This is a genomic window from Klebsiella sp. PCX, from assembly GCF_021869705.1.
In the GTDB taxonomy this organism is placed as follows: domain Bacteria; phylum Pseudomonadota; class Gammaproteobacteria; order Enterobacterales; family Enterobacteriaceae; genus Klebsiella; species Klebsiella quasipneumoniae.
In genome coordinates, this window is record NZ_CP091527.1 from 3930033 (window position 1) to 3948217 (window position 18185).

16 protein-coding genes and 1 other RNA gene are annotated in these 18185 nt (G+C 51.4%); 6 read left to right on the top strand and 11 right to left on the bottom strand.

What is annotated here, in order from left to right; translation table 11 throughout:
• Positions 1-50: 50 nt before the first annotated feature.
• Together GQR96_RS18620 and GQR96_RS18625 are read right to left on the bottom strand one after the other, a co-directional pair.
• Positions 51-341: an RnfH family protein gene (locus GQR96_RS18620; RefSeq protein WP_004206851.1), complete on the bottom strand. Its 291-nt coding sequence runs from the start codon at positions 339-341 to the stop codon at positions 51-53.
• Positions 331-768: a type II toxin-antitoxin system RatA family toxin gene (locus GQR96_RS18625; RefSeq protein ID WP_004145683.1), complete on the bottom strand. Its 438-nt coding sequence runs from the start codon at positions 766-768 to the stop codon at positions 331-333. The genes GQR96_RS18620 and GQR96_RS18625 overlap by 11 nt, the downstream gene beginning before the upstream one ends.
• Positions 769-917: 149 nt before the next feature.
• Here GQR96_RS18625 and smpB point away from each other — a divergent pair, with 149 nt between their 5' ends.
• The 3 genes from smpB to GQR96_RS18640 all read left to right on the top strand — a co-directional run bounded on the left by smpB (position 918) and on the right by GQR96_RS18640 (position 3298).
• A complete protein-coding gene (gene smpB / locus GQR96_RS18630) occupies positions 918-1400 on the top strand; it encodes an SsrA-binding protein SmpB (RefSeq protein WP_002914164.1) in 483 nt (160 codons plus the stop codon).
• A 144-nt stretch (positions 1401-1544) separates the two neighbouring features.
• Positions 1545-1907, top strand: a transfer-messenger RNA (tmRNA) gene (gene ssrA, locus GQR96_RS18635).
• A gap of 194 nt (positions 1908-2101) precedes the next feature.
• A complete protein-coding gene (locus tag GQR96_RS18640) occupies positions 2102-3298 on the top strand; it encodes an integrase domain-containing protein (RefSeq protein WP_062913709.1) in 1197 nt (398 codons plus the stop codon).
• Between the two features lie 8 nt (positions 3299-3306).
• Here the strand turns inward: GQR96_RS18640 and GQR96_RS18645 are convergent, their stop codons facing one another.
• From GQR96_RS18645 to GQR96_RS18675, 7 genes are all read right to left on the bottom strand, one after another.
• The gene (locus GQR96_RS18645) at positions 3307-5964 is read right to left on the bottom strand and encodes a DEAD/DEAH box helicase (RefSeq protein WP_064776605.1); all 2658 of its coding nucleotides are present in this window, start codon (positions 5962-5964) and stop codon (positions 3307-3309) included.
• Positions 5965-5979: 15 nt separating this feature from the next.
• A complete protein-coding gene (locus GQR96_RS18650; protein WP_062913711.1) occupies positions 5980-6927 on the bottom strand; it encodes a Hachiman antiphage defense system protein HamA in 948 nt (315 codons plus the stop codon).
• Between the two features lie 620 nt (positions 6928-7547).
• Entirely contained in the window at positions 7548-8114 is a 567-nt protein-coding gene (locus tag GQR96_RS18655; RefSeq protein ID WP_062913712.1) for a phage polarity suppression protein, read from the bottom strand.
• Positions 8115-8131: 17 nt separating this feature from the next.
• Entirely contained in the window at positions 8132-8377 is a 246-nt protein-coding gene (locus GQR96_RS18660; RefSeq protein ID WP_062913713.1) for an ogr/Delta-like zinc finger family protein, read from the bottom strand.
• A complete protein-coding gene (locus GQR96_RS18665) occupies positions 8374-9111 on the bottom strand; it encodes a hypothetical protein (protein WP_062913714.1) in 738 nt (245 codons plus the stop codon). The genes GQR96_RS18660 and GQR96_RS18665 overlap by 4 nt, the downstream gene beginning before the upstream one ends.
• 582 nt (positions 9112-9693) lie before the next feature.
• On the bottom strand, positions 9694-10494 hold the full coding sequence (locus GQR96_RS18670; protein WP_062913715.1) for a hypothetical protein: 801 nt from the start codon (positions 10492-10494) through the stop codon (positions 9694-9696).
• A gap of 134 nt (positions 10495-10628) precedes the next feature.
• Positions 10629-11513 (bottom strand): LysR family transcriptional regulator, encoded by an 885-nt coding sequence (locus GQR96_RS18675; RefSeq protein ID WP_065905287.1) that lies wholly within the window; start codon positions 11511-11513, stop codon positions 10629-10631.
• A 211-nt stretch (positions 11514-11724) separates the two neighbouring features.
• On the opposite strand from GQR96_RS18675, the gene GQR96_RS18680 reads away from it, so the two are divergent.
• Positions 11725-12297, top strand: coding sequence for a flavin reductase family protein (locus GQR96_RS18680; RefSeq protein ID WP_004205767.1), 573 nt, complete (start codon positions 11725-11727; stop codon positions 12295-12297).
• 19 nt (positions 12298-12316) lie between these two features.
• Here the strand turns inward: GQR96_RS18680 and GQR96_RS18685 are convergent, their stop codons facing one another.
• The gene (locus GQR96_RS18685) at positions 12317-12670 is read right to left on the bottom strand and encodes a helix-turn-helix domain-containing protein (RefSeq protein ID WP_004205765.1); all 354 of its coding nucleotides are present in this window, start codon (positions 12668-12670) and stop codon (positions 12317-12319) included.
• 333 nt (positions 12671-13003) lie between these two features.
• Here GQR96_RS18685 and oqxA point away from each other — a divergent pair, with 333 nt between their 5' ends.
• The gene (oqxA, locus tag GQR96_RS18690; RefSeq protein WP_043521386.1) at positions 13004-14179 is read left to right on the top strand and encodes a multidrug efflux RND transporter periplasmic adaptor subunit OqxA; all 1176 of its coding nucleotides are present in this window, start codon (positions 13004-13006) and stop codon (positions 14177-14179) included.
• 23 nt (positions 14180-14202) lie between these two features.
• Positions 14203-17355, top strand: a complete 3153-nt coding sequence (gene oqxB / locus GQR96_RS18695; RefSeq protein ID WP_065905289.1) for a multidrug efflux RND transporter permease subunit OqxB — start codon at positions 14203-14205, stop codon at positions 17353-17355.
• Positions 17356-17423: 68 nt separating this feature from the next.
• Here the strand turns inward: oqxB and GQR96_RS18700 are convergent, their stop codons facing one another.
• The gene (locus GQR96_RS18700) at positions 17424-17903 is read right to left on the bottom strand and encodes an RrF2 family transcriptional regulator (RefSeq protein WP_004205761.1); all 480 of its coding nucleotides are present in this window, start codon (positions 17901-17903) and stop codon (positions 17424-17426) included.
• Between the last annotated feature and the right edge of the window lie 282 nt (positions 17904-18185).

An 18185-nucleotide genomic window follows, 5' to 3' on the forward strand; every position in this document is an offset into this window, starting at 1 on the left:
CGCTCAGTGAGCGCTTTTTTTATGGCTGATAGCCGGTCTGCTGCTGCGGGTTACTTCGCGGCGTTTTTCTCCGCCCGCTGGCGACGCAGCTCTTTAGGGTCTGCGATCAGCGGACGATAGATTTCCACCCGGTCGCCGTCGTGAACTTCGTCATGCAGCTTTACCGGACGACTGTAGATACCCAGCTTGTTTTTCGCCAGATCAATGTCATCACGCAGCGCCAGCAGACCGCTGGCGATAATCGCCTGCTCGACCGTCGCCCCCTCGTCCAGGGTGACCCGCTGCAGATACTGCTTTTCAGGCAGCGCGTAGGCGACTTCAACACGAATATTAGCCGGCACTGTAAACCTCTTTGGCGCGCGAAGTGAACGCCTGCACCATGTTAGCGGCCAGCTCTTTGAAGATCCGGCCAAAAGCCATCTCAATCAGTTTATTGGTAAACTCGAAATCGAGATGGAATTCTATTTTGCAGGCCTCGGGGCTCAGCGGAATAAACTTCCAGCCGCCAATCAGCTTCTTGAACGGGCCATCCACCAGGCTCATCAAAATGCTCTGGTTGCTGGTCAGTGTATTGCGTGTGGTGAAGGTCTTACTGATGCCGGCTTTGGACACATCAACCGCCGCCGTCATTTGCGTCGGCCCGAATTCCAGCACGCGGCTACCGGTGCAGCCTGGCAGAAAATCAGGATAGGACTTCACATCGTTTACCAGTTGATACATCTGTTCCGCGCTGAAAGGCACCAGCGCAGTACGGCTAATCTGAGGCATAGCAGGTTCCACATTTAAACACAGTGCAAATAATATCATTTATCTGCTGCTAAAAAAAACGCTGTGCCGCAACTCGTGCTAAGATGCGCAGTACACCTCGCAGGATGCGATCGAGGTAACTGTGTATAAGACGATGACTTCAGGACATTATGACTAAGAAAAAAGCCCACAAACCTGGATCAGCCACCATTGCGCTGAATAAACGCGCCCGTCACGAATACTTTATCGAAGATGAATACGAGGCTGGTCTCGCCCTGCAGGGCTGGGAAGTCAAATCCCTGCGTGCAGGCAAAGCCAACATCGGCGATAGCTATGTCATCCTGAAGGATGGCGAAGCCTTCCTGTTCGGCGCCAACTTTACGCCCATGGCCGTGGCTTCCACCCACTATGTCTGCGACCCGACGCGCACCCGTAAGCTGCTGCTCAACCAGCGCGAACTCGACACGCTGTACGGCCGTATTAACCGCGAAGGTTATACCGTTGTCGCCCTGTCGCTGTACTGGAAGAACGCCTGGTGCAAAGTGAAAATCGGCGTCGCCAAAGGTAAGAAACAGCACGACAAGCGTACCGACCTGAAGGATCGTGAATGGGCGCTGGATAAGGCGCGTATTATGAAGCACGCCGGACGCTAACCCCCTCCCCTGAGGGCCAGCTTTCGCTGGCCCTTACGCTATATCTTTGTTGATGCTGCTTTTTCGTCCACCCTTGCTGAAAGAATCCTGCGTGATGGGGCTGGTAACGACATTCACAAATCTGTTATACTTGACCTACACATTGGGGCTGATTCTGGATTCGACGGGATTTGCGAAACCCAAGGTGCATGCCGAGGGGCGGTTGGCCTCGTAAAAAGCCGCAAAAAATAGTCGCAAACGACGAAAACTACGCTTTAGCAGCTTAATAACCTGCTCTGAGCCCTCTCTCCCTAGCTTCCGCTCTTAAGACGGGGATCAAAGAGAGGTCAAACCCAAAAGAGATCGCGTGGATGCCCTGCCTGGGGTTGAAGCGTTAAATCTAATCAGGCTAGTTTGTTAGTGGCGTGTCTGTCCGCAGCTGGCAAGCGAATGTAAAGACTGACTAAGCATGTAGTGCCGAGGATGTAGGAATTTCGGACGCGGGTTCAACTCCCGCCAGCTCCACCAAAATTCTCCATCGGTGATTACCAGAGTCATCCGATGAAGTCCTGAAAGCCCGCACGGCGCAAGCCCTGCGGGCTTTTTTGTGTCTATTGTTGTCCGAGGGCATCCGGCTAAATCCAGAGAAAATTGGTACACGTTTAATGGACCACAATATAGCGTGTACCTAAACGTGTACCAATTATGGAAGGGATCCAGATATGGCGTGCATTACACGCCCACTGACTAACAACGAAATACTTAAAGCTAAACCCCGAGAAAAAGACTTTACGCTCCATGATGGCGACGGTCTTTTCTTGCTCGTCAAAACGTCTGGTAAAAAGCTCTGGCGCTTCCGATACCAACGTCCGGTCAGTGGTAGCCGAACTAATCTCAGCCTCGGCTCATACCCTGCCCTTACACTCGCAGCAGCTCGTCAGATACGCGACCAGCATTTAACCACACTCGCACAAGGCATGGATCCGCAACAGCAACAGGAACTGGCGTCAGAACAACGTCAGATTGAGCTGGATAGCATTTTCTCAACAGTAGCCGCTAACTGGTTCCAGATAAAAAGCAGAAGCGTTACGGAGGATTATGCGAAAGACATTTGGCGTTCTTTGGATAAGGACGTATTTCCCGCTATCGGTTCGATACCTGTTCAGGAGATAAAGGCCAGAACTATTGTTGAAGCACTAGAGCCAATTAAAGCGCGTGGTGCACTTGAGACTGTTCGTCGTTTGGTACAGCGTGTTAACGAAATAATGATTTATGCGGTTAACACCGGTCTGATAGATGCGAATCCGGCATCAGGTGTTGGCATGGCCTTTGAGAAACCGAAAAAGCAAAACATGCCGACATTGCGGCCAGAAGAGTTGCCAAAATTGATGCGGTCACTGGTTATGTCTAATTTATCTGTTCCGACACGCTGCCTCATTAAATGGCAACTCCTGACGCTCGTTCGCCCTTCAGAGGCTTCTGGTGCAAGATGGTCCGAGATCGATCTCGATGCCAAGCTCTGGACCATTCCTGCAGAAAGGATGAAGGCCAAGCGAGAACACATCGTTCCTCTATCTCAACAGGCATTAGATATTCTGGAAGTGATGAAGCCCGTTAGTGCTCATCGAGAACATGTTTTCCCGAGTAGGAACGATCCAAAACAACCGATGAATAGCCAGACAGCTAACGCTGCTCTAAAACGTATTGGCTATGGAGGAAAATTAGTTGCACATGGACTCCGTTCTATTGCCAGTACGGCAATGAATGAGGCTGGTTTTAATCCAGATGTAATAGAGGCGTCTTTAGCCCATTCTGATAAAAATGAAGTTAGGCGAGCCTATAATCGCTCCACTTATCTCCCACAAAGGCAAGATTTACTTGCCTGGTGGGGAAACTTTATTGAAAAACCCATAAATTAAAAAGTGGACTAATTCATTTTTACTCTAAAAGAACCAAAGCCCGCTCTTTGTAAGTATTTCCGGTGTAATGGTGAAAGTTTATCTAAATTGTACTGCGATAAAAATTGCTCTGTTGTTTGGTCATCTCTTATTTTTTCATTTCTCAACAACTCAATAGCAGTACTTCTATTTATTCCATAAGCCATCACTTCCAAAACTTGGGGATTATAACTCCCCATTTCTAACATTGAAGAAAGATTTAGAAAAAAAGCTTTCTCTGTACGCTCATTTTCGGACATGAAAGCACTGACAACATCTGACCATAGAGATAAATATTTAACTAAAATAAAGGTAAGATTAGTGTTGATGTGAGTAGTTACAAAATTAGTAATACCATCAATTTTTTTATAGTCAACCGCTATATTTTTCCTATCTAACTTAACCTTGACCATGTTATCAATAAAAAATCTATAGTTTCGCCCCTGCATCCATTTGTGAGAGTCATTGATTAGCTTGAAAATTGACACATAATGTTTTGACTTCCTAGTTACACCATCTTCTTTAAAGTTAATTTCAGCCTCAATATTAAAAATATCATTCATTCGTACGACGATACTTTTATATTGATTATAGTAATTCATATCTTTGAAATCTGCATTGAAATCAGATGAACCAGATTTTGTTCCGGGATATTTATTCATAATCCAGTTATTGACACCATTGGTTTCAACCTCAAAATATAGTTGATCAATCAATAAGGGATCAATAAACGGATTTTTATAAACAATCTCTTTTGGGACTTTCAGATAATCCTCTAAAACCTCAAGCCTATTTGTCATTACTCTAATTTGATTGGCAGTTAGATTAGAGTTATTTATTATTTTCTCATAATGCAATCTATCAACTAAAAATTGACTTCTCAAATATGATGCTAAATTTATAGCATTATAATCGCCTTGAGTATCAATTATATCCTTACTATAAACATCAATGTAACTTACAACAGAGTCTCCGTGTTCATTCAGTTTTTTTAAAACTGCAGATTGTATTTCCTTTATTTCATTTGAATCAATTTTTTCCTCCGCCCACTCTTCATCAACCAGTTGTATGCAAAAAATCTCTCCATATAACGATGTATTTATCCTACCGGCCCGGCCTATTAAATTTAGGAAGTCGAAGTGCGGTAACTGGTAATTTCCAATTTTAGGTGATATTACGATCATTCTATCTGCTGGAAGATTAACCCCTTGCAATAAGGTAGAAGTACATACCAAGTTTTTTATTACTCCATCTACAAAAAGATCTTCCACCTCAAGTCTAGCCACATCTAATAAACCGCCATGATGAAAAGCCACACCTTTTTTTAAACTTCTGACAAGAGAATAAAGGGGATGAATCTCTCTCTCTAAGAAGGAACATAAATCCTCAATTCTTTCGTCATATACTAAATCAGACTCATTATTCTCTAATTCTACATTATCTGTTTTTGATATATCTAATGCCCATGTTTCGGCCAATTTCTTTTTGGGGGCATATATAATATTCTGTTCTTCCGGGTCCAAAATTGAAGTTATATACCTTAAAGCTGTCCCCTTTGAAGCAGATAGTTTGCTGTATAATGCCTTACCAATATCATACTCACCTAGTACCGCATCTCCAACAGGGCTAACAAGTTTATAACTAACAGTTTTCTTTTGTTTATGTACTGTTAGAATAACTTTTAACTGCAAAACAGGCGTTGCTGAAGTTTTTTGTTCCACCAGATTAATATCAACAACTTTGCTAAGTGAGTCTTGCAAATTGTTTATATATGGCCCCGCCATGATAAATTGTGAGGATTTCCACAAGCTAGTCATTCTATAAATAATATTCTCAAACACATTACCTCTGCTGTTGTCTTCAAGATTTTGTATTTCATCGAAGAAAACTATAATAGGTTCTTTATCTTTTTTTTCATTCAACAGCCTCATACATCTTTCAGGCGTTAACACATATACAACCTTAAGATTATCTTCTTCCAATGGTTTATAAGTCGTCATTACAATCGCTATATCTTTCAATTGCCTTGACATCTCGTTGCTAACTTGATTTATTAGCGCCTTAGAGGGAACAACATATACGAAATAGCCGAAATCACTTTTTATAACATTTTCATAAATGTACTTTTTGATTACAAATGATTTTCCTGCAGAAGTTGGTGCAGATACTGCAACGTTTTCACCATGCTCCAATTTATCCCATAAAGCCTTTTGAAAATGCGTAAAATAAATAGGGTTTTCTCCTAAGATTTTCTTTTCAAGCAAATACTTTTGATTTGTGAGCTCAAAATCCAGTGAAACACTAAAGTGTTTTAAGAACTTTTCTTCTTCAAAGAGACCAACTAGGTGCTTCGCAGATACAATATTACCTGCTCTTGATTGCAAAACATAACAGGCTTTGATATATAACTCATTTTTTGTATCATACAAATAAAGCAATGTGCCAAAAGCACTTGCTATATTCCTATCATTTTCATTACCTGACGAGCCTAATGAAGCAAGCCAAGTGGCTCTTCTTATTGCCTCATCAGAAATATAAACCTTTCTTTCTTCTCCTCTATTCCTCAAGAACAGGTTTTCTATTAATGAATTAAATACACATGTAAAATCTTTATGGTTAATCGCTGTTGTAGCAGTATTCTGACTCATATCCCCCCCATACTTTTAATTTTCTTTATAGTCTATTGCATGGATAGCTCTATACAACGATTTTTTAAACTCCCCCACATCGCTCATTGGTATTAAAAAGAAGTCTAAGAAACACGGCCTTACGTTTGGGTATTTCGTTAACCTCTCATCAATCGCAGCTTTAATTGCAATTTTTTTTGTTGTAAGCCACGCATCAAGAGCATTTTCTGCATCAACCTTAGTCACAGAATTTTCTTCAATTACTTTTATCTCCCTATCTTCAAAAATAAGCAATACCGGATGCGTTTTGACACACTCGGAATAAATATAATCTCCGGGAGTAAATGCCCTATATATTAGTTCCATAGTTTCAAAATCAAAATTATTTGAAATATTAGTTCTAGCCATGAAAAGTTCATGGCCGAGTGCACCACTAGTGTAGCTTTTAGTGAATCGATCAAGGGAATCGAATGCACTTTCCAATGCGCCGGAAAAACTTTTATAAATCTTTGACTCGCCAATCAGTATTGATAAATTGTCTCTGTAGACGCCAAAAAAAACGCCATCCCCACCCTTGACCTGATCATTTAAGTTACTCAAGCTTGTGATTTTATGTGAAACCATTGGTGTGCTTAATATAGCTTCAGACAGAATATAGAGAAGTAATTCACCGTATTTACCATCCTTAACTGGATTTGTATCACCGAAGAACTGAGCAGCCTTCCTAAAGGGTACCACCCCTTCAGCCTTCATTTTATCTAGTGTTTCTTTATCAAATACGTAATGCTCAATAGCATCAGCCATTGATTCAACTAAATGATGATGCTCCTGAATAACGCCACTAAAAGGAATCGTGAATATTCTAGATACTATTTTGGCGTGAGTATCTGAAGGATGATTCACTAACCTTGATTCAATCCAAGTATGTTTATTGACGATTAACTCTTTCCAGTTAATCAACTTGAGTTTTTCTACATTATCCATATATGATCTACTCAGCCTAATTTCGGAATGGTCTTATTTTGAATTAAAAAGCAACATTCTCATAGATGATCATTTAACCAGTTGTTACACTTTAAAAGTCTCATTCTATATTGACGTGCAATATTCTGCTGGTCAATCCTTCACGATTTTGGGCGGTTCTCATACCTGTTTTTGACGGTCTCAGGTCATTACAGGTCCCAATTCGTCAGCCAGAGGTGAGTGGTTTCATAAACATCTCCATCAGTACCGAAATGACTGATTCTCCTAGCGACCTTTTCTTTCATCACTCCTGAACACCTCAGAAGCCTACTGCAGCGCCGGACGCTCCCTTGCCGACCAATCCTTACCTTCATACATCCACGCCACAGAGACGCGCTCAGGCCGCGAAATTAAATATCATTAAATAAATACTTTTCCGCTGGCGCGCAGTGCTTTCCCCGCCTCGCCTGCACGCTTCGTGGGTCGGTTTTCACGCAGGTGCATCGGGGGCCTCAGGCCGCGCCGGGACAGGGTTGCGAAGGGAGTGACGGGACGGGAAAGTGCATGCAAAACCATGCACCCTGTGGATGCATGGCTTAATTCGGGAAAAATAGCGGTATTTTCGGGGATTTTTTGCGGGGCTACTTACTGGCCAGTTCCGTGCGCCGGCGGGCATAAATCAGGCTCTGTGCGGGGGTGTATTTTTCCTGATTATCCACCCGCGAAGCCGCGTCAGGCCTGAATCCGATGGCCGTTAAAATATCACTGTCTTCTGCCGCATAATTAATTTCTTCACCGGTACTCAGCCACACGGACAGCGCTTCGCGCAGGTAATGCGCCGAACGGTCGAGCGCATGGCCGGTCAGGAGTGCGGGCTGCTGGCTGAGTCCCATCAGCTCCGGGGCGAGCGTGGCCGCCAGTTCAGCGCCGTGTGTCTGCATAAAGTCATTCAGCCGGTTGCGGATACTGATGCGCTGTACCGCTTCATGGGAGCGGATATAGCGCCCGGCGGCCTGATTTATCTCCCATTTTTTGACATCGATAATATCGCGTAATGTCTGCATTCTGCCCGGTATACGCTCATCCCCGGCCAGCACCTGCTCGCGGTATTCCTGCTCTGCGGCTGCGAGTTCGGCTTTACGGTTCAGCCAGGCGGTTTCGTTCTTCTGACAGGCCTCAAAGGCCTGCTGTAGCGTAAGGGTGGTCATGGTCAGTTCTCCCCTGATTAATGACGGTATGGCGAGCTGTAGCAGCCCTGCGCTTTACGGGGTGCCGGGGGTGTGACCGGCTCCGCGACAGGCGGCGTCTTCTCCGCCGGGGGCCGGATAACCTCGTCGATGGCTTCAGTGGTGCGGAACGTCGCCGAGCACTCAATATTGGTGCACTGGTGATAGCGCTGTTTGACGTTCTCCGACAGATAGCGGGAGGTGCGGGCATGCGCCGACTTTTTGCAGAACGGACAGTGCATCATGGCAGCAGCCCCCGCGCTTTCAGGTCAGCCTCTCTCTGACGCATTTTCTCCTGCCAGACTTTACGCTCGCCGGGTGTGCTGGCGGCGTCGTGGTCCATGTGCGGAAGCGCAACGGCCGGGAAGCCGGTCAGGGAGAGCACCGGCTCATCCGCTGGCGTGACGGAGAAGGCGCTCACTTTCCCGGTCAGGAAGGTGACCACCTGCTGCATGACCTCCTTCTCCGGCTCTATGTAGCCCTGATGGCCGGTGGTGTTGGCGAGCGGATTTGCCATCACATCCGCTTTCAGCACCATCGCCCGGACCAGTGGCCCGAGGGTGTCGTTCAGCGCCCGGTCGAGTTCTTCCTTCGCATATTCAGACAGTACGGCATGATGCGCCTGGCGGAATGCCCGCGCGGTGCTGTTGCAGGCGACCTTCAGCAGGTCACGTTCGAAGGCCAGCACTTCGGTCAGGTTGTCACATTCCTGCGCCAGCTCCCGGCGGGCCACGCGTTCGATATGGCCGCTTTTCAGCTCATCGGTCAGCAGGGCGCCCCCGGCACGGAAAGCAGCGCGCCAGGTGCGGGTATCGCTGCCGTTGTCCTGCTCCAGCGCCGCTTTCTGCTCCTCCGTGCGGGTGATGGCCGTCAGGGTGCCCTCCAACCGGCGGGCCTGTTCAAGATGGGCTTCTCGGGCTGCGGCCAGTCGCTCCAGCGCCGGTTTCAGGTAATCAGGGATAAAGGTGGTGTCGGTCATGGCAGGTTTCCTCGTGGTTTCAACATGAGGTGATTCTGCCGGGGCACACACAACAACACGACCTGTTACGGTTGTGGCAGTTCTTGAACAGTGTGAACAGTTAAATGCAAAAAAACTTTTTATCCAGCCTTTTTAGATCCAGAAAAATCATCAGGAGGAAGAGCAATCGACAACTTTAGATAGGTAAGAATGCTATGACATTCCATAATTGGTACACGTTTAGGTACACAAATGAAAGTTGAACACATTAAAATAATTTAAATTTAAATAATTACGCGAGTTATTCAGACTCCGCCAGCCCAAAATTCTCCATCGGTGATTACCAGAGTCATCCGATGAAGTCCTGAAAGCCCGCACGGCGCAAGCCCTGCGGGCTTTTTTTTGTGCCCTCAATTTGTCCCACGACGTCCGAAGAGAACTGATTAAATCCGAACCTTTTAGGCCTATTGATAGGCACAACGAGAAGCTCTGGTATTTTCACGTTACCGATACCCCGCTAGCCCCCCTCTCAGAATTAGACCTCCCACGACACTCGCACAACCCTTGCACCCTCCGGCCGCGTCCGCGGCCGGAGGGATAGATTTACCCCTTGTGAGAATACGCGTCCAGCATGGCAAGGACCGCCCGACGCGCCGCATCGTCTGCGATATTGTCAGGCAGCGCATCAGCCCGCAGGTTGACATAAGCGTCAGCAGCCCTTCGAATGGCAATCCCGACGGAGTGACGATCGTGTGTTGCCAGAGTGGAAGTCAGCAGGCCATCGGGGTCAATGCCGAGGGCTTCTATTCGACGAACGCCGCGTTGCGGTAGATTGGCGCGACGAAACAGCATCGGTCCCAGCACTTGTTCCCGGAAGAAAGACAGCATCCCCAGCGCTTCGAAGAGTTCCCCCCTGCCCAGTTTAACCACGGCATAATGCAGCCAGATCCAGGCCCGGGACTCAAACCACTCCGGCGTCATGTCCGGCCAGTGCGCGCTAAATTTTGCCAGCTGTCGCTTGAGAGCATCGTTATCACGGGTAAATAGCACGGCAGGCTCCTCAACGCGCTGAGTGAGCATGTCCAGGGTGATAAATTTCAGATCGACATGCAGAAGTTCCGGGCCAAACAGGCAGATCAGCAGGCGAGGCTCACCGACGTGTTCCCCGGTGAAAGCATGTAGAAGATGGCCGAGCGTTCCGGCGAACGCCATACGCTGAGCCATGATTTCGTCATAATAGAGAGGGTCGATCACCACCACGAAATCCAGATCGGAGTATTGATCAAACCCGCCATGGATAAACGAGCCGCCGGCGAGAAGGGAGTGGATCCGCGAATCAGACTGTAATTTAAGCTTCAGTTGCTCTGCAAAACTTCTGTGTAAATCGGGTAGCGTATTAAGCATACTTTTTCCTGTTCACAAAAAAGACAAAGCATTACAGAATATCGAGTGATTGATCGGCAGACCAGATATTTCTGCTGGAACCCTCCCCTCCCTGGCGAGGCTCCCGACGCGCTATATCGTAAGCAATACCTCCCTCAAACCACCTCCCGCATCCACTCAGCAAACGCCCGCACGGCGGGAGAGAGAAAACGCTGGTGCGGATAGAGCAAAGTGACGGGTACCGGGGGCGGCTGCCAGTCCGTCAGCACTTCCACCAGTCTCCCCTCCTGCAGGTGGTCAGCAACGATATTCTCCGCCAGCTGCGCCAGCCCAAATCCTGCCAGACACATTTTTATATAGAGCCCCGTTTCATTCACCGCGGCGGTGCCGCTGACGGGTACAGAAAAAGTCTCGCCGTGGCGAACGAAGCGGAACTCATCGGCCCGCCTCGTCTGGCCGGAGAAGTAATGCACGGCCCGGTGCTGAGAGAGCGCCTCCGGTGACGGCGGCACGCCATATTCCCTGAGATAATCCGGTGACGCGCAGGTCACCCAACGAAAGCGGCCCAGAGGCCGGGCCACCAGGCTGGAGTTGTTCAGCTCTCCCGTGCGTATCACGCAGTCGACGCCTTCCTGAATGAGATCGACCGGCCGATCGCTGACGCCGATCATCAGGTAGATGTCAGGGTAGCGTCGGTAAAAGTCTTGCAGATGGGGCATGACGATGAAATGCGCGATGCCCGCGGGCATATCAACCCGCAGGCGCCCCTGAGGCCGCGCCACAGACTCGCTCAGGCTGGATTCGCTATGTTCGATGAGGGCGAGAATTTCCCGGCACTGCGCCAGATACTGCATCCCTTCCGGAGTCAGGCTCACCCGCCTTGTGGTCCGGTTCAGCAGCCGCACCTTCAGGTATTTCTCAAGGTTTTTAATGGTACTGGTGACAGTGGAGGCTGGCAGGGAAAGGGTTTCCGCGGCACGCACGAAGCTCCCTGCCTCCGCGACGCGCACAAACATCTGCATAGCCTGGATACGATCCACCTTCTTTCTCTCCTGTAGCGAGCAGCTTACCGACAGATGGCATGATTATTCGTTAATTATGAATAATGAAAACAATTTACGCACCTTTTTGCGCTTAATCGCCTGGCGTATCGTTGCACGGTGGATGACGAATGAAGGGTTGAAAATGACCATGACCTCAACAAATATCCATACAATCAACAAATTAAATAACACGTATAAAGGAAAAATCATGTCCGTTCAGGCTGTCGAATTACGTAAGGCCTATCGTTTATTGCAGGTCGGGTCCACCACCATGATTTCCGCAAAATATGATGGCGTCGAAAATGTCATGTCAGCCGCCTGGGTTGGGTTGGCAGGCGAGCGAAAAGTGGTGGCCTATATCGGCACCCAGGCCTTCACTCGTCAGCTGGTGGAAAAGAGCGGCTATTTCGTCGTGCAGATCCCCGTAGTCAGCCAGATGGCAACCGTCCTCTACGCTGGCGGGCGCAGCTATGCCGATGCGCCGGATAAAAACGACACCATCCCCTTCTTTTATCAGCCAGGGTTCGATCTCCCCCTTGTCGCAGGCTGCGCGGGCTGGCTGGTGTGCAAAGTGATGCCTTACCCGGACATCCAGCAACAGCACAATCTGTTTATGGGCGACATCGTCGCCGCCTGGAGCGATGACCGGGTATTCCGCAACGGACACTGGATCTTTGATGATGCACCGGACGAACTACGGACCGTTCACTATGTCGCAGGCGGGCAGTTCTATGCCATCGGCAAAGGCAGCAAATTCGATCATGGACCGGGTAAGGACTGACCCTCCCCGGTCATGAAGATCACTGACGAGATGTCTGCGCGGCAGAGCGGCTGATACTCCGGCGCCAGACGCCGGGCGCCTGGCCATACTGGCGCTTGAAGCTGCGGTTGAAGGACTGCTGGGAGTCAAAGCCGAGGGCGATCGCCACGTTGAGGATCGGCTCGTTGCTGTGGGCTAAGCGTTCAACCGATTTTTGCAGCTTTTGCGCCCGGATATACTCCCCGAGGGGGTGCCCGGTATGTTCTTTGAAGATCCGCTGCAGGTGCCACTTCGAATAGCCGGCTCGCCGGGCAACGGTATCAATATCCAGACGGCTATCAAGATGGTTGTCGATCCAGTCGATCAGATCCTGAATGATGGCGCCAGTGTTCATCATATTTCCCCCTCGCGGCCGGTTAAAAGCATCTTTAGCAGTTGCATTAAAAGGTGGCCTGGTTTTACACAAAATGCAAGTTTTATTGTTGCATTTAAAACCCTGCCAGGATCGCGCCTTTTTTCTCCGGTGAGGATCGCACATAAAGTGCAACAATTATTCTTGCACTTAGTTAAGCGCCTTCCTACAATCGCCGCGATAGTGTATTCGAAATTGTTACAATTTTGTGGCGATGATCGACACAAATGGCCTTAAGCCAGCCCGGACAAAGGAAGTGGCGCAGCCTCTCAGGCTGCGTCTTGCCCGGCGGCTACAATGACTGGAATAAAAATAATGAGCCTGCAAAAAACCTGGGGAAACATTCACCTGACCGCGCTCGGCGCGATGATGCTCTCCTTTCTGCTCGTCGGCTGCGACGACAGCGTCGCGCAAAACGCCGCGCCGCCCGCGCCTGCCGTCAGCGCCGCTAAGGTGTTGGTGAAGTCGATCAGTCAGTGGGATAGTTTTAACGGTCGCATTGAAGCGGTGGAGAGCGTTCAGCTCCGCCCCCGCGTCTCGGGATATATTGATAAAGTGAATTATACCGACGGCCAGGAGGTGAAAAAGGGCCAGGTGCTGTTCACGATAGACGACAGAACCTATCGCGCCGCGCTGGAGCAGGCGCAGGCGACGCTGGCGAGAGCCAAAACGCAGGCCAGTCTGGCGCAAAGCGAGGCGAACCGCACCGATAAATTAGTTCATACCAACCTCGTCTCCCGTGAAGAGTGGGAGCAGCGCCGGTCAGCCGCGGTTCAGGCCCAGGCCGATATTCGCGCCGCGCAGGCGGCGGTGGATGCCGCGCAGCTTAACCTCGACTTCACCAAAGTGACTGCCCCTATCGACGGCCGCGCCAGCCGCGCGCTGATCACCAGCGGCAACCTGGTCACGGCGGGCGACACCGCCAGCGTGCTCACCACCCTGGTCTCGCAGAAGACGGTGTACGTCTACTTTGACGTCGACGAGTCAACCTACCTGCACTATCAGAATCTCGCCCGCCGCGGGCAAGGCGCCTCCAGCGATAACCAGGCGCTTCCGGTGGAGATCGGCCTGGTTGGCGAGGAGGGCTACCCCCATCAGGGCAAAGTGGATTTTCTCGATAATCAGTTAACGCCGAGCACCGGCACCATCCGCATGCGCGCCCTGCTGGATAACTCGCAGCGGCTGTTCACGCCGGGGCTGTTTGCCCGCGTGCGTCTGCCGGGCAGCGCGGCGTTCCAGGCTACGCTTATCGACGACAAAGCGGTGCTCACCGATCAGGATCGTAAATATGTCTATATCGTTGATAAAGATGGCAAAGCGCAGCGACGTGATATCACGCCGGGGCGGCTGGTCGACGGTTTACGCATCGTGAAGCAGGGTCTGAAGCCTGGGGATAGCGTCATCGTCGACGGCTTACAAAAAGTGTTTATGCCGGGTATGGCGGTTAACGCCAAAACCGTTGCCATGACCCCCAGCGCCGCCCTCAACTGATCCCTTATCAGAGAATCCAAGACATGGACTTTTCCCGCTTTTTTATCGACAGGCCCATTTTCGCCGCGGTGCTGTCGATTTTAATTTTTATCACCGGGTTAATCGCCATCCCGCTGCTGCCGGTGAGCGAATATCCTGACGTCGTGCCGCCCAGCGTGCAGGTGCGCGCGGAGTATCCCGGCGCCAACCCGAAAGTGATCGCCGAGACCGTGGCGACGCCGCTGGAGGAAGCGATCAACGGCGTTGAAAACATGATGTACATGAAATCGGTCGCCGGCTCCGACGGCGTGCTGGTGACCACCGTGACCTTCCGCCCGGGTACCGACCCGGATCAGGCGCAGGTTCAGGTGCAGAACCGAGTCGCGCAGGCCGAGGCGCGTCTGCCGGAGGATGTGCGCCGTCTGGGGATCACCACCCAGAAACAGTCCCCGACGCTGACCCTGGTGGTACATCTGTTTTCGCCAAACGGTAAGTACGACTCGCTGTATATGCGCAACTACGCCACGCTGAAGGTGAAGGATGAGCTGGCGCGCCTGCCCGGCGTCGGCCAGATCCAGATATTTGGCTCCGGCGAATACGCGATGCGCGTCTGGCTGGATCCCAACAAGGTGGCCGCCCGCGGTCTGACGGCCTCGGATGTGGTGACGGCGATGCAGGAGCAAAACGTCCAGGTCTCCGCCGGTCAGCTTGGCGCCGAGCCGCTGCCGCAGGAGAGCGATTTCCTGATCTCGATTAACGCCCAGGGCCGTCTGCATACCGAAGAAGAGTTTGGCAATATCATTCTGAAAACGGCGCAGGACGGCTCGCTGGTCCGCCTGCGCGACGTGGCGCGCATCGAGATGGGTTCCGGTAGCTATGCGCTGCGCTCCCAGCTCAACAATAAGGATGCGGTCGGGATCGGTATCTTCCAGTCCCCTGGGGCTAACGCCATCGATTTGTCGAACGCCGTGCGTGCCAAAATGGCCGAGCTGGCCACCCGCTTCCCGGAAGATATGAAGTGGGCGGCGCCGTACGACCCGACGGTTTTCGTCCGTGACTCCATCCGCGCGGTGGTGCAGACGCTGCTAGAGGCGGTCGTGCTGGTGGTACTGGTGGTGATCCTGTTCCTGCAGACCTGGCGCGCATCGATTATCCCGCTGATCGCGGTGCCGGTATCGGTGGTCGGTACCTTCAGCATTCTCTATCTGCTGGGCTTCTCGCTGAATACCCTGAGCCTTTTCGGGCTGGTACTGGCGATTGGTATCGTGGTGGATGACGCCATCGTGGTGGTGGAAAACGTCGAGCGCAATATCGAAGAGGGGCTTGCACCGCTTGCCGCGGCGCATCAGGCGATGCGAGAGGTCTCCGGGCCGATTATCGCTATTGCGCTGGTGCTGTGCGCGGTGTTCGTGCCAATGGCGTTTCTCTCAGGCGTTACCGGTCAGTTCTACAAGCAGTTTGCGGTGACCATCGCCATCTCCACGGTGATCTCGGCCATCAACTCGCTGACGCTCTCCCCGGCGCTGGCGGCCCTGCTGTTAAAGCCGCACGACGCGAAGAAAGACCTCCCTACCCGGCTGATCGATCGTCTGTTTGGCTGGATTTTCCGTCCGTTTAACCGCTTTTTCCTGCGCAGCTCAAACGGCTATCAGGGGCTGGTGAGCAAAACCCTCGGACGCCGTGGCGCAGTGTTTGTGGTGTACCTGCTGCTGCTCTGCGCCGCAGGGGTGATGTTTAAAGTCGTCCCCGGCGGGTTTATTCCCACCCAGGACAAACTGTACCTGATTGGCGGCGTGAAGATGCCGGAAGGTTCGTCGCTGGCGCGCACCGATGCGGTGATCCGCAAAATGAGCGAGATTGGGATGAATACCGAAGGGGTCGATTATGCGGTCGCCTTCCCCGGTCTTAACGCGCTGCAGTTCACCAACACGCCGAATACCGGGACGGTCTTTTTTGGCCTGAAACCGTTCGACCAGCGCAAACACTCGGCGGCGGAAATCAATGCGGAAATCAACGCTAAAATCGCGCAAATCCAGCAGGGCTTTGGCTTCTCCATCCTGCCGCCGCCGATTTTAGGACTGGGTCAGGGCTCCGGCTACTCCCTTTACATCCAGGATCGCGGTGGGCTGGGCTATGGCGCGCTGCAAAGCGCGGTGAATGCGATGTCCGGGACGATTATGCAGACGCCGGGGATGCACTTCCCGATCTCGACCTACCAGGCTAACGTGCCGCAGCTGGACGTGCAGGTCGATCGCGATAAGGCGAAAGCGCAGGGGGTATCGCTGACCGATCTGTTCGGCACGCTGCAGACCTATCTCGGCTCGTCTTATGTCAATGACTTTAACCAGTTCGGGCGTACCTGGCGCGTGATGGCCCAGGCTGACGGACCATACCGCGAGAGCGTGGAAGATATCGCCAATCTGCGCACCCGCAATAATCAGGGCGAAATGGTGCCGATCGGCAGTATGGTGAATATCAGTACCACCTACGGGCCGGATCCGGTGATCCGCTACAACGGTTATCCGGCGGCGGACCTGATTGGCGATGCCGATCCGCGCGTTCTCTCCTCCTCGCAGGCGATGACGCTGCTGGACGCCATGTCTAAACAGGTGCTGCCGAATGGGATGAATATTGAATGGACGGATCTCAGCTTCCAGCAGGCCACCCAGGGCAACACGGCGCTGATCGTCTTCCCGGTGGCGGTGCTGCTGGCGTTCCTCGTGCTGGCAGCGCTGTATGAAAGCTGGACCCTGCCGCTGGCGGTGATCCTTATCGTGCCGATGACGATGCTCTCCGCGCTATTTGGCGTCTGGCTGACCGGGGGCGATAACAACGTCTTCGTGCAGGTGGGGCTGGTGGTCCTGATGGGCCTGGCCTGTAAAAACGCCATTCTGATCGTCGAGTTTGCCCGCGAGCTGGAGATTCAGGGCAAAGGCATCATGGAGGCCGCGCTGGAGGCGTGCCGCCTGCGTCTGCGCCCGATTGTGATGACCTCCATCGCCTTTATCGCCGGGACCATTCCGCTGATCCTCGGCCACGGCGCAGGAGCGGAAGTTCGCGGCGTCACCGGGATCACGGTGTTCTCCGGGATGCTGGGGGTGACGCTGTTCGGTCTGTTCCTGACACCGGTGTTTTACGTGACGCTACGGAAACTGGTGACCCGCAGTAAGCCGGTCCAGGAGGATCTGCCCGCCTAGCCTGCAGCAGATAACAAAAAACCGCCTTCACAATTTGAAGGCGGTTTTTTTTCGTCACCAGAAAATGATTAATGCGCTTTTTTAAAGCGGGCGATCATTTCCGGTACCGGGTCGCAGCCGCTGGTATCGGCGTTTTTGAGCGCCTCCAGCGCGCTGGCCACGGTATGGCGAGCGAGGACGTTCAGCGAAGCCTGCTCCGCTTCGTCAGCGACCGATTTGAAGTACCAGCAGGCGTTGGCGCTGACCACGCAGCGGGCCGGGACCTCAGGACGCGACGCCCACAGTTTTTTATCTTCGATAACGGAAAGGTAGATATCACGCAGAGTGATTTTGTCCGCCGGGCGGCCAAGATGAATAGAGCCGTTGCGGCCAAGCGTGGAGACAATGATGCCGTCACGGGTGAGCGGAACCATTAATTTGCGGATAAAGCTCGGGTTGGCTTCCAGGCCGTAGGCCAGAATCGCACTCGTTGAACGTTCACCCATCTGCTCCGCCATTGCTACGCTGAGAACCATCTGCAAAGCTGTCGGGAAGCGGTAATCTAACATGGTTTTGTCCTGGGTTGCGGTGAATCTTGTTCTTTTTGGCACCGCAGAGGTGAGTAATCAATGAACAACAATATAACAAATACGGGAATTTTTTTGAAGCAATCTGCGGTTAGCCTGCGAAGTAAATTTTCTGATTTCACGGTCAAAAGCGGGGCAAACACAGATTCCCTTTCGTACCGTTTTATTAAACGCAAACGCCATCGTTTATTCCGCTAGCCGCGCCCTGCCGCCAGGCGACCTGTCCACACCTGCGGCGCCTAACCCTGTGGATAACCTGGAGGC

Coding starts and splice junctions, on each gene's coding strand:
- GQR96_RS18625 (WP_004145683.1), bottom strand. CDS start 768: ATGCCTCAGATTAGCCGTACTGCGCTGGTGCCTTTCAGCGCGGAACAG.
- smpB (WP_002914164.1), top strand. CDS start 918: ATGACTAAGAAAAAAGCCCACAAACCTGGATCAGCCACCATTGCGCTG.
- GQR96_RS18640 (WP_062913709.1), top strand. CDS start 2,102: ATGGCGTGCATTACACGCCCACTGACTAACAACGAAATACTTAAAGCT.
- GQR96_RS18645 (WP_064776605.1), bottom strand. CDS start 5,964: ATGAGTCAGAATACTGCTACAACAGCGATTAACCATAAAGATTTTACA.
- GQR96_RS18650 (WP_062913711.1), bottom strand. CDS start 6,927: ATGGATAATGTAGAAAAACTCAAGTTGATTAACTGGAAAGAGTTAATC.
- GQR96_RS18655 (WP_062913712.1), bottom strand. CDS start 8,114: ATGACCACCCTTACGCTACAGCAGGCCTTTGAGGCCTGTCAGAAGAAC.
- GQR96_RS18660 (WP_062913713.1), bottom strand. CDS start 8,377: ATGATGCACTGTCCGTTCTGCAAAAAGTCGGCGCATGCCCGCACCTCC.
- GQR96_RS18665 (WP_062913714.1), bottom strand. CDS start 9,111: ATGACCGACACCACCTTTATCCCTGATTACCTGAAACCGGCGCTGGAG.
- GQR96_RS18670 (WP_062913715.1), bottom strand. CDS start 10,494: ATGCTTAATACGCTACCCGATTTACACAGAAGTTTTGCAGAGCAACTG.
- GQR96_RS18680 (WP_004205767.1), top strand. CDS start 11,725: ATGTCCGTTCAGGCTGTCGAATTACGTAAGGCCTATCGTTTATTGCAG.
- GQR96_RS18685 (WP_004205765.1), bottom strand. CDS start 12,670: ATGAACACTGGCGCCATCATTCAGGATCTGATCGACTGGATCGACAAC.
- oqxA (WP_043521386.1), top strand. CDS start 13,004: ATGAGCCTGCAAAAAACCTGGGGAAACATTCACCTGACCGCGCTCGGC.
- oqxB (WP_065905289.1), top strand. CDS start 14,203: ATGGACTTTTCCCGCTTTTTTATCGACAGGCCCATTTTCGCCGCGGTG.
- GQR96_RS18700 (WP_004205761.1), bottom strand. CDS start 17,903: ATGTTAGATTACCGCTTCCCGACAGCTTTGCAGATGGTTCTCAGCGTA.